The 10,866-nt window shown below is 58.7% G+C and carries 12 protein-coding genes and 1 pseudogene; 7 read left to right on the top strand and 6 right to left on the bottom strand.

What is annotated here, in order from left to right:
- Positions 1–256 precede the first annotated feature (256 nt).
- Both ACIPL2_RS29515 and ACIPL2_RS29510 read right to left on the bottom strand, forming a co-directional pair.
- Positions 257–745 carry a 2,4'-dihydroxyacetophenone dioxygenase family protein gene (locus ACIPL2_RS29515; RefSeq protein ID WP_401362689.1) on the bottom strand — a complete coding sequence of 163 codons (489 nt, stop codon included), beginning with the start codon at positions 743–745 and terminating at the stop codon, positions 257–259.
- A 91-nt stretch (positions 746–836) separates the two neighbouring features.
- Positions 837–1,670, bottom strand: coding sequence for an enoyl-CoA hydratase/isomerase family protein (locus ACIPL2_RS29510; protein WP_401362687.1), 834 nt, complete (start codon positions 1,668–1,670; stop codon positions 837–839).
- A gap of 274 nt (positions 1,671–1,944) precedes the next feature.
- Here ACIPL2_RS29510 and ACIPL2_RS29505 point away from each other — a divergent pair, with 274 nt between their 5' ends.
- The 3 genes from ACIPL2_RS29505 (at position 1,945) to ACIPL2_RS29495 (ending at position 3,859) form a co-directional block, all read left to right on the top strand.
- Entirely contained in the window at positions 1,945–2,391 is a 447-nt protein-coding gene (locus ACIPL2_RS29505) for a winged helix-turn-helix transcriptional regulator (RefSeq protein WP_401362684.1), read from the top strand.
- Positions 2,392–2,520: 129 nt separating this feature from the next.
- Positions 2,521–3,204 carry a nitroreductase gene (locus ACIPL2_RS29500; RefSeq protein WP_401362681.1) on the top strand — a complete coding sequence of 228 codons (684 nt, stop codon included), beginning with the start codon at positions 2,521–2,523 and terminating at the stop codon, positions 3,202–3,204.
- Positions 3,205–3,277: 73 nt separating this feature from the next.
- The gene (locus tag ACIPL2_RS29495) at positions 3,278–3,859 is read left to right on the top strand and encodes an NADPH-dependent FMN reductase (protein ID WP_401362678.1); all 582 of its coding nucleotides are present in this window, start codon (positions 3,278–3,280) and stop codon (positions 3,857–3,859) included.
- A 39-nt stretch (positions 3,860–3,898) separates the two neighbouring features.
- On the opposite strand, the gene ACIPL2_RS29490 is transcribed toward ACIPL2_RS29495, so the two are convergent.
- Positions 3,899–4,888, bottom strand: coding sequence for a LysR substrate-binding domain-containing protein (locus ACIPL2_RS29490; RefSeq protein ID WP_401362675.1), 990 nt, complete (start codon positions 4,886–4,888; stop codon positions 3,899–3,901).
- A gap of 186 nt (positions 4,889–5,074) precedes the next feature.
- Between ACIPL2_RS29490 and ACIPL2_RS29485 the strand changes: the two genes are divergently transcribed.
- The 3 genes from ACIPL2_RS29485 to ACIPL2_RS29475 all read left to right on the top strand — a co-directional run bounded on the left by ACIPL2_RS29485 (position 5,075) and on the right by ACIPL2_RS29475 (position 7,126).
- Positions 5,075–5,608 carry a DUF4863 family protein gene (locus tag ACIPL2_RS29485; protein WP_401362673.1) on the top strand — a complete coding sequence of 178 codons (534 nt, stop codon included), beginning with the start codon at positions 5,075–5,077 and terminating at the stop codon, positions 5,606–5,608.
- Complete coding sequence (locus ACIPL2_RS29480) at positions 5,609–6,157, top strand: chorismate--pyruvate lyase family protein (RefSeq protein ID WP_401362670.1); 549 nt, start codon at positions 5,609–5,611, stop codon at positions 6,155–6,157.
- A 66-nt stretch (positions 6,158–6,223) separates the two neighbouring features.
- The gene (locus ACIPL2_RS29475) at positions 6,224–7,126 is read left to right on the top strand and encodes a transporter (RefSeq protein ID WP_401362667.1); all 903 of its coding nucleotides are present in this window, start codon (positions 6,224–6,226) and stop codon (positions 7,124–7,126) included.
- Positions 7,127–7,457: 331 nt separating this feature from the next.
- Here the strand turns inward: ACIPL2_RS29475 and ACIPL2_RS29470 are convergent, their stop codons facing one another.
- Positions 7,458–8,789 (bottom strand): MFS transporter, encoded by a 1,332-nt coding sequence (locus ACIPL2_RS29470; RefSeq protein WP_401362664.1) that lies wholly within the window; start codon positions 8,787–8,789, stop codon positions 7,458–7,460.
- A 169-nt stretch (positions 8,790–8,958) separates the two neighbouring features.
- Here ACIPL2_RS29470 and ACIPL2_RS29465 point away from each other — a divergent pair, with 169 nt between their 5' ends.
- Positions 8,959–9,870, top strand: a complete 912-nt coding sequence (locus ACIPL2_RS29465; protein ID WP_401362661.1) for a LysR family transcriptional regulator — start codon at positions 8,959–8,961, stop codon at positions 9,868–9,870.
- Here ACIPL2_RS29465 and ACIPL2_RS29460 read toward each other — a convergent pair.
- A pseudogene (locus tag ACIPL2_RS29460) lies at positions 9,871–10,014 on the bottom strand (CBS domain-containing protein); the annotation flags it as partial. It lies immediately after the preceding gene.
- A 150-nt stretch (positions 10,015–10,164) separates the two neighbouring features.
- On the bottom strand, positions 10,165–10,710 hold the full coding sequence (locus ACIPL2_RS29455) for a YdeI/OmpD-associated family protein (protein ID WP_401362658.1): 546 nt from the start codon (positions 10,708–10,710) through the stop codon (positions 10,165–10,167).
- Positions 10,711–10,866 lie beyond the last annotated feature (156 nt).

The raw sequence follows: 10,866 nt of genomic DNA, 5'->3' as shown, positions 1-10,866 counted from the left end.
TACGGAGATCGATTCATCAGACCAAACTGGTGAAATGAAGGCCTGCCTAACGGCAGGCCGTTATCGGCCCGCACACAAAAAATCTGACACTCTCGATCAACGAAACTCATGGGCGACTGGCTGCAAGGCAGCTCCTTCTGTAGGAGCTGCCGAACGCTGCGATCTTTTGATCTCACTTTTAAACATCAAAAGATCGCAGCCTCGTTTCACTCGACAGCTCCTACACCGTTCCGATAGGGGTATTTGTGGAGACTGCCTATGCCGACAGCCCGATCACATCCGGAACCGGCAACCCTGCCTTGCGACACTCTTCAAGGTAGAGCGCGGTGATGAACGGCGTATCCCAGATGCTTTCGACGTTGTCGTGTTCGTCCATATTCAGGTTGGCGCCATTAATGGCGAACCAGACCTCGGTCGGTTCGCTGTTGCTCGCCGGCACATGCAAGGTGTGCATCGAGCCGGCAGGTTCGTAGAGATATGAACCGGCGGTGTTGATCTCCGGGTACTCCAGATACTTCCAACTGCCGGAAAAGGTGACCGCGTAGACATCGCCCGTGTGTTTATGCCGGGGAATGGTCAGGCCTGGGGCGAAGCGGGTTTGTACCACCCACAGACCGGTGTCGGCGTTTACCTGGAGCAGTTTGAATTCAAGACCCTCAATCAGCGTGACATAGGGCAGGTCATCCTTGCCACGGTGATGCGTGGAAGGGTGTTTGTCGGCAGTGTCGGTAACGATGGCATGCATGATGATTTCCTTTGTTGTTGGACTTGTTTGGAATCGGGAGCACCGCCCTGCAAACCGCGGTGCTCACCTATGCGTCAGGCAGATCCGGGGGTTACTGCTGATTGAGCTTCGCCACATGGTGCCCAAGGCGGTACTCGTAATCACCTTCCTGCTGCAGGCCCTGGTCCAGCGCCTTGGCGATCAGGCGTTGGGTGTCGGGCCAGGTGGTGGTGCCGATGAACGCCTGGTTGGAGCCCCAGCGATCAGCCTCGGTGGGCACGCCAGCGCGGGCGTTCACGGTTTTCTTGGCCAGTTCCAGCGCGTCTTTGCTGAAGCTGGCGATACGCTGGGCCAGGTTGTCGACGAATGCATCGAGCTCGGCGTCGGGCATCGAGCGGTTGACCCAGCCGTATTTCTCGGCGGTGTCGGCATCGAAGTCGTTCGAGCCGGTTATGATTTCCAGGGCGCGGGAACGACCGGCCAGGGCCGACAGCCACTCCGTCGCGCCGCCGCCAGGCACCACGCCCACGCTGACTTCGACCTGGGCCAGCACGGCTTTTTCACGGCTGGCAAAGCGCATGTCGCAGGCCAGGGCCAATTCACTGCCATGACCACGGGCACGGCCGCGAAGCTTGGCGATGCTGACGACCCGGGACTGGGCCAGGCGGGTGACGAAGGCTGGCCATTCGGCAAATTTCGCCGCCCCCGGCATGTCCGGAATCACCTCGCCACGCACCAGGTCGTAGTGAGCGACGAAGTAGTCAGGGTTCGAACTCTCGAACACCACGACCTTCAGGTCGTCGTCTTGCTCGATGCGGTCCATCAGTACCCGCAGTTCGGCAAACATCTCAGGGTCATAGAGGTTGATCGGCGGGTTGCCGATGATCACGCGCCAGTAGCCAGGGGAAACTTTGGAGATCGTCAGGCGGTTGTGAGTGCTGGGCATCTTTATGGATTCCTGTAGAGCGGTAGGGTGACGTGCGACCACAGGTGCACGCATCTGGTCTCGTAATAAGACCGGATTGATCCTAGAATTACTGGTTCAATAATGCAACCAGATAACCGCAGGGAATCTTCAGCTGCAAGTACTGAAGTGAAGGAGTCGCCCGCCGTAGAGCGGGGATTGATTGCGTGGGCCGTTGGTCAGTTTTATCATGAGACCCATTTTCCCATCTCCCGGCGACGCCATTTCGAGCGTTGCCAAACTGACAGGTCGACCCGTGAAACGAAAAAGTCTTGAAGATTCACCCTGCGCGATTGCCAGGGCCCTGGACACCATCGGCGATTGGTGGACGCTGTTGATCATGCGCGACGCGTTCGAAGGCATCACCCGCTTCAACGAATTCCAGAAGAGCCTGGCGATCCCCAAGAACATTCTGTCGGTCAGGCTCAAGGGCTTGGTCACCCGGGACATTCTCGAAGTGCAGCCAGCATCCGACGGCAGCAACTATCAGGAATACGTGCTCACCGATCTGGGCAAGGACCTGTTCCATGTCATGGTCGCCCTGCGCCAGTGGGGCGAACGCAATCTGTTCGCCGAGGGCGAGGGCCCCGTCGCGACTCTGGTCGACAGGGCACGCGGACGTCCGGTCGCCACGCTGCGGTTGCCCTCGGACGATGGCAAGACACTGGAACTGGCCGACACGTTGGTGGCCTATTCGAGGTAGGCGGCACCGCGTTCGGCACAGTTGCACGTCCTGCATTTCCAAGCTGCAAACACTTCACTGCTCTTTGACCAAACGCCATGTAAAACTCTTCGGACTAATTACAAGACCGTTGCAGCTGTGGAGTTTGGTATGAGTTCGTTCGTTGATGATTTTGATGCTGTGGTTGCCTCGCGCAGGGCTGTGCGGGCTTTTTTACCGACGCCCGTTTCGAGGAAGTTGATCAATGAAGTCATCGATGTCGCTCGTTTAGCCCCCAGTAATTCCAACACCCAGCCGTGGTCGGTCCATGTGGTGACCGGCGCGCCCAAGCGCGCATTGAGCGCCTTGCTGGCCACGGCCCACGCCGACCCCTTCGCCGACCCGCTGCTGCATCTGCCGGATGACCTGGCGCAGAAGTACCGTGACCGCCAGGAAAATTTTGGCGCCCTGTTCTACGGCCTGCATTCAATCGACAAGTGCGACAGCGACGGCCGCGCTCGTGTCAGCGGCCTGAATTTCGAGTTCTTCGGCGCGCCGGTGGGGCTGATCTTCACCATCGATGCGAACCTGAAGAAATACAGCTGGCTCGACTACGGCCTGTTCCTGCAAACCCTGATGCTGACGGCGCGCTCCCGTGGCCTATCGACCTGCCCGCAGGTGTCGTTCGCACGATTCCAGGCGTTGATAAAAGACTTTCTGCGCCTGGACTGCGGCCAGGAAATCGTCTGCGGCATGTCCTTGGGCTACGCCGATGAAAGCGCGCCGGTGAACGCCCTGCGCATGCCGCGAGAGTCGTCCCACGCCTTCACTCATTTCCTGGGCTTCGATCAGTAGTCCATTTTTCGGGACGCCCCGCTGTATCGACTTCCCGGCGTCCCCCACACGGCAGCACGAGGTGTACATCAAGATGGCAGTACGAGTTCTGGCCCTGTCCGGCAGTGCCCGCAAGGGTTCGTTAAATCAAAAACTTCTGAACGTCGCCGTGCAGGGTGCATTGGCCGCTGGCGCTGAAGTGACCGTGGTTTCGTTGAGCGATTATCCGCTGCCGTTTTTCGACAGCGAGCTCGAGAGGGAGCAGGGCGTTCCTGCCCATGCCCTGAGCCTGCAGAAACTGTTCAGCGAGCACGATGCGTTGCTGGTGGCCTCGCCGGACTACAACGGTGGCTACACGGCCTTGTTGAAAAACGCCATCGACTGGATGAGCCGTCCGACGACTGAAAAAGCCTCCGGCCTGGCGCTGTTCGCCAACAAGGCATCAGCAGTGATCTCGGCATCGCCTGGCCCCATGGGCGGCATTCGTTCGATGCTGGCCATGCGTGGCGTGCTGGAAAAGCTTGGCGCGATGCTGATCCCGCAAACCTTCACCCTGGGCGTCGCACACCAGGCCTTCGGCGAGAACGACCAGTTGAGCAATCCGCAGGTGGAGAGCGAAGTGAAGGCCATCGGTGCGGCGTTGGTGAGGTTCTCCGGCGCGCTGCGCGCAGCCTGACTCGGCACTGAGCAAGGACGTTGCCACGAACGGACTTGCTCAGTCCTGCAAACGAGAGATTTCTTCTGCCGCCGCACTGATCTGGCCATGCAGCCAGCGTTGCGCCGGATCATTGTCATTGCTGCTGTGCCAGATCATGTCCAACTGCTGACGGGCGACGGGGTAGGGCAATGGCTTGATCATGAAGCCCAGGGTCCTGGCGAATGTCCGCGCCAGCGGACGCGGTACGATCGCCAGCAATTCACTGCCTTCGAGCAGCATTGGCAACGCCAGGAAATGTGGCAGCACGATCTGCCTTCTCACCGACAATCCCGCCTCCGTCAATGCATCTTCCAGGGCATTGCGATCGTACATTTGCGCCTGCCGCGCCAGGCCTCGTTCAAGTATGTAGCCACTGAGCATTCCGTCGCCTTCGCCGCCCAGGGACACCACGGCCAGCGGATACTTCACCAGATCCTCGAGCTGCAGCGCATTGTCGCCGATCGGATGCCCGCCGCTGCAGATGAACACTTCGTCCTGTGACAGTACGGGTTTGCTGCGAAACCGCTCCGGGGCGCTGCGAAAGGTGCCGATGGCCACATCGATCCGGCCCAGGTCGATCTGCTCGGCGAGGTCCAGGCGGGTCGCCGGGGTGATCGACAAGTCGATGCCCGGGGCCGCGGTCGATAACTGGCGGTTGAGTTGCGGCAGCAGCGTGGCCGACACGTAGTCGTTGGCGGCGATCACAAAGGATCGGCACACGGTCTGCGGCAAGAAGGCAGACGCGGCCTGTGCCAGGGTCTGGCTCATGCTGTGCAGCGCCGCGCGCAACGGGCCGCTGATTTCTATCGCATAGCTGGTGGGGGTCATGCCTTTGCCGGTGCGGACGAAAATCTCCTGGGCCAGGCCCTCGCGTAAACGGGACAGCGCATGACTGACAGCGGACTGACTCAGGTGCAGGCGCTGGCTGGCACGCAGCACGCTGCGCTCTTCCATGACGGCATCGAAGACCCTGATCAGATTCAGATCCAGCTTATCGAACGTAACCATGGCGGGCATTCCGGAGGGCGCGAGTTGGTTAATGATTTGAGTTCATAAATCAAGCATTTGCAAGCGAGTATCAAGGCTCGCCAGTGTTGAATGTCATGCATTGAGACACTGCAGAAAGTTCGCTTTTTGCCCGAATGCAAGTATGGGAGAGTGTAAAAAAACCTTAAAACAGTGAGCGTCTGATAAATGAATAAACGTGATGAGTTGATCAATCTCTGTATTGAGTTTCTGGCCAAGGTCAAAGATAAAACCGCGAGTAATAATCTTGAACAGTGGCTCAACGATACTTATGGGCCGGACAGTGAAACTTACCAGCGAATTGCCGACCTGGTGATTGAAGGCGTAGCACAAGGCTGGGCGGCCAACACTGAAATCAGCGGCCCGAATTATCGTCGCAGCCGCCTGTGCGAGCCCTGTGCGGAAACCTTCTACTTCAGCATCACCACCGTCTACATGGACAGCAAGGGTTACGAACTGGATAACGATCAGCGCACCTTCCGCGGCGACTATCACCAACACCCCTACGGTGAATTGAACATGGTGATCCCGCTGGATGAAGGCGCCGTACTGGCCGGGCCACGGGGCTGGCAGGGTGCCGGGTGGACGGCGCCGTCGCCCGGCAGCCATCACTTTCCAGAGGTCAAGGGCGGCGCGTTGATTGCGTTTTTCTTCCTGCCCGCCGGGCGCATTTCCTATGACTTCCCGGCACAGGCCAGTTGAATGGAGGTGGCGTACCGGTTTTCGCAACCGCAACTGAAGTGGAGTGCTTTCGGCCATTGGCGTGAGTCGATGGCCGCGATCCACCGGGACTGGTTGTTTGACCGCAGTTCACTGACGCGGCGGCTCAGGGCGTTGTCCGACGATGAGTTCGAAGTGATTCCCCTGCGCGAAGCAGTGGGGCCGATCCTGCCGGAAGAATGCCGGGTCCTGGGGTTGCAACCCGGGGTCATGGGCTGGATTCGCGAAGTCTACCTGACCGGTTTCGGTCGGCCGTGGGTATATGCAAGATCGGTGATCAATCATCGTGATGTTGAAGAGAGTGATTCAGCGTTACTTCAACTGGGCAATGTTCCACTGGGCAGTCTGTTGTTTGGCGAAAAGCCTTATAAGCGCAGCGAAATAGAAGTGTGTCGTTATCGCGATGCCTGTAATGCCAGCAGCCGAGCGGCCTATCCGTTATGGGCCAGGCGCTCAGTGTTCAGTCGTGGACAAACACGCGTCCTGGTTCATGAAATGTTCTTGCCAGCCCTATGGGAGGAGTTGAGTTAAAACAACATCAGCAGCCACACGAGCAAAGCTGAAAGCCAATTTTAATAAAAACAAATAGGTATCCAGATGAGCGCTTATCAATATGCGCGCAGGGCTTCCCTGCGCGCCACGTTTGTAGTTTCCACTTCCGCATTGAGTCTGTATTGCGGTGGTGCCAATGCGGTTGATGCCTCGCCAGGCGCCTATATACCCATCCCCACCGGCAGCAATCTGGCCATGCTGTACCTGGGGGGCGGCACGGCCGATGAGTTTCAACCGGTGCAGGGCAAGGCCGTCAGCAAGGGCACTGAGCTGAAGACCAAAACCGGGCTGGTGCGCCTGTTCCACATGTTCGAAGTGGCCGAGCACCGGGTGCAACTTCAGTTCGGCTTGCCCTTCGGCAGCCAGGACCTGAAATTCAACGGCACCAAGATTCGCCATGAAAGTGGTCTGGGCGACTCCTACATGGCCGTGACGGCCTGGGTCATCGACGACCCCAAACTTAAACGCTACTTCTCGATCACCGGGTTCATGGCGCTTCCCACCGGCTCATACGCGAACAATCATTCGTTGAACATGGGCAACAATCGCTATGCCCACGCGCTCTCGCTCGGGTATGCAGAGAGCTGGGGGCCGTGGCGGCTGGAGCTCAATCAGGACGTGACCTGGTATGGCGACAACGACCACTACGGCGCCGCCAACCGCACACTCAAGCAGGACCCTACCTATAACTTCCAGCCGTGGCTGAGCTACACCTTCGACAACAACGTGACGACCTCGCTCGGCGTGGCGCGTACCTGGGGTGGAGAGTCCAGCGTCGAAGGCACCGAGACCGGTCGCCGTATCGATTATCTGCGCGCCCGCGCCGGAGTCGGGTATTGGGTGAGAAAGAATGTGCAGCTCTATACCGAGCTCAACCGTGACCTTGAGGTGAGGGGTGGGTACAAGTTCGACTACACCGGGTTTGTGCGGGTGGCTGTGCTGTTCTAGGGCATCGTGTAATCGGTTTTGGTTTTTGCGTCGGGTGTCAGTTTCCGGTCTCACTGGAACCATGGCCCGGCGCTTTTTTTTGCCGCGAAGAAGGTGTGCCAGATGAACACTGTCCATGGAATGTGCCCAAGTCTCTATAGGAGCTGCCGCAGGCTGGGATCTTTTGATCTTTTGCTGGAGACTCAAGTGGCCTCGAAAAGATCGCAGCCTCGTTTCTCTCGGCAGCTCACAGCGTCCACAGACGGTCGCGGTGAAAGGGAGGGGAGAATGCCAATGCCCGCCGAGTGAGCACTCGGCGGGCGTTGGCGGTCAGGCGATGTGGCGGGGTGTGTCAAGCGTTCATGTCATGCAACTGCACCACAGCGGGCACTCTGGCGCGGCGTTGGGTGACGGCCGCGACGGCCAGCAGGGCGATCATGCCGGGGACGGCGCAGAGGATGAAGTTCAGTTGCAGCGACAGGTTCAGGCTCAGCATCAGACCACCCAGGGCTGGGCCGGCGATGCCGCCCATGCGGCCAACGGCGGAGCACCAACTGATGCCCGTGGCGCGAATGTCGGTGGGGTATTGCTGCGCGGCGAACGCGTGGATTACCGACAGGCTGCCGATGGTCGCGGCGCCGGCCAGCATCAGCATGATGTTCAACAACACCGGGCCGGGCTTGATCCCCAGAATGATCAGCGACACCACCGCCAGTGTCAGGCACATCATCAGTGTCGGCTTGGTGCCCCAGCGATCCGCCAGCCAGCCGCCGCCCAATGCGCCGATGATCGAACCCAGGTTCATGGTGATCAGGAACATCAGGCCCGACACCAGTGGATAACCACCCGCCACCATGATCTTCGGCAGCCAGGTATTGAGGCCATAAACCATCAGCAGACACATGCCGAAGCCAATCCACAGCATCAGGGTGCCTAGGGCGCGGCCCTCAGTGAACAGACCGGAAACAGGCGCGGAAACCCGCTGGGTATCCAGGGACGGCCAGCGCAGTTTGTCGACATCGAGCCCAGGCTGAATCCGACGCAACAACGCCGTTGCGGCCACCTTGTCACGCACCACCAGGTAAGGCAGGGATTCGGGCAGGAAGCGGTACATCCACGGCAGCGTCAACAGCGGCAACCCGGCGATGATAAAGGTCGATTCCCAACCGAAACGCGACAGCACCAGCAGCGCCACCAGTGCCGACAGCAGCGCACCCAGCGAGTAGCAGCCAAGCATCACTGTGGTCATGATGTTGCGCCGGGCCTTGGGCGCCATGTCATTGATCAGCGCGACGATGTTGGGAATAGTGCCACCCAACCCGATCCCGGTGATGAAGCGCAGCACCGCAAAGCTCCAGGCGTCCCAGGCAAAGGCGTTGGCGAAAGCTGTCAGACTGCCCAGCGCAATGGCCACCAGGATCACCCGGCGACGGCCGAACCGGTCGGCCAGCGGCCCCAGCGTCAGGGCGCCGAACATCATCCCGAACAGCGCGGCGCTGCCCATCCAGCCGGCCTGCACCGCTGGCAACTGCCACTGCTCCATGAGGTGAGGCACCACTGAACCGTAGATGACCAGGTCATATCCATCGAACAACATGATGAAGGAACACCAGAACAGCAATCCGAAGTGGAAGCGGTTCATGGGCGCGGTTTCAGCGACTTCTAGTGCGTCATGAGTAGCCATAGGAATATCTCTTGTTGTTGTATTTCACGCATTTGCGCTCGAACCAGGGCCTACGGCGCCGGCGATCCGGAGGCATGGTCGGCCCAGTCTAGAAATTATCCTTTCATGCAACCAATCAATATTTGATGATGGCGACATAGATGGTCTTTATAGAGGTCGGGAGTGGCTGATGAGCACCTTTGATTTGAACCTGATCCCCATGTTCGTGGCCCTGCACGAGACCGGCAGTGTCACTGCGACCGCCGAACGCTTGCACGTCACGCAGCCTTCAATCAGCTACGCGCTGGGCAAATTGCGCGAGCAGTTCGATGACCCGCTGTTCATCCGCAATCGCAACGGCATGCAGCCCACGCGGTTGGCCAACGCGCTGTACGCGAGCTTCAAGGAGGTGGCGCAGAACGTTGATTCAGCGATCGCCCAAGCGCGCAAATTCGATCCCGCCAGTTCCACGCGCAACTTTCGCCTGGCGCTGTCGGACATGGGTGAGGTGGATTTCCTGCCCAGGGTTCTGGCGCATTTAAACCGGGTGGCGCCACACATCGAGCTGGAGGTGATCTCGCTGAACGTCGAACTGGCGACGCAGTGGCTCAACGAGGGGCATGTCGATGCGATAATCTGCAGTCGGGTGCTGGTGGGGGCGGGCATCACCCACCATCCGGTGCTGCTGGAGCACTATGTGTGCCTGCTGGCGGCGGATCATCCGAGGGTGGGGGATTCACTGAGCATGGAGCAATTCGTTGCTGAGCCCCACGTACTGGTCAACAGCACATCGGGGCACAACATGGTCGCGCATGTGCTCAAGACCCTGAACATCAAACGCCGCGTGCGCCTGCGCCTGCCGCACTTTTCCGTGCTGCCGAGCATCCTTCCCGGCACGCAGCTGCTGACGGTGTTGCCGTCGCACATTGCCAAAAGCTTTTGCCGCCACCCGCTGACCGGTCCATTGAAGGTGCTGGAGCTACCGTTCAAGGTCCCGTCGTTCCATGTGAACCTGCACTGGCATGCACGCAGCGATCAGTCCACCGCGCTGAGGTGGTTTTACAGCGAACTCATGACGGCATTGAAAGACATGAAGGCGTGATCAGTGACCGCGAATGTACTGCTCCAGTTGCTCGATCAGTTGGTCCTGCTCGGCAATCATGGCCTTGACGATATCGCCAATGGACAGCATCCCGATCAACTGATCGCCGTCGACCACGGGCAAGTGAGGCACAAAGCGACTGGTGCAAGTGCCTGCCCGTCGCGAAGGGCCACAACCCTTTGCAGATATTCATAACAATTAAACTGGAGGCTGGCTTTAGCGCTCTCGCTGAACGAAGCGAACGATTTCAACGCATTGTCAGGCGCATTCCACGGAATATTCCATTTAAAGAATTTATCCCTCGGGCGCACGGAAGGCCTTGCTGTAGTAACCGGATTGGTCGAAACAGCAAACCTGCTTCTTGCCGGATGCAAGCATATCGCAAGCGTCACTAATTCGTTTTGCGCGCGTCTTAAGTTGCTTGGCTGAAGTAATCCAATGTATCCAGTCTACTCGTGCGATGGTTGTCGTATTATTCCAAACTTTACGAGCGTCAGGAGTGGCTTCCAGAGCCTCCTGAAAATCGGCTGGGATGTCAGGCTCGGGTTCTTTCTTCACAGGGCTTAGCTCTAGTGTAACGACATCCCCAACAGACACGCCTGCGGCTTCGAGTAACTCTCTACTGACCTGCAGCCAATGGCTCAGTTGACCATCCGGCTCAAGGGTCGCCTGGAAAAGGTGCCCATTGATTGTGCCTTCAACTGTCGTCCTTCCTCGCCTCGGAAGCTGTTCACTCGCGTCTCTTGGCAGTACTACGAACGCCCACGACGCATCATTACCCGGCTTTGCCGGACGAAGAAGCTTTGCTTCAAATCGGGATTTCACATCGATTGTTGTCATCGCAACTCCTCCAACTAATACGCCTGACTACTCTCTCGCGGCATCACCTTCTCGTTTAAACGCGACTTAGCCCTGAGAAAAACGCGACATTGATGATGCCATGCCCAGCCGCGGTAAAGATCAGTACAGAAGGCCGACGCTACCTATTAGCCACTA

Source organism: Pseudomonas sp. NPDC086251 (genome assembly GCF_044746405.1).
In the GTDB taxonomy this organism is placed as follows: Bacteria; Pseudomonadota; Gammaproteobacteria; order Pseudomonadales; family Pseudomonadaceae; genus Aquipseudomonas.
The sequence above is the reverse complement of the archived record's forward strand: the minus strand, read 5'-3'. Positions and strand labels throughout refer to the sequence as shown.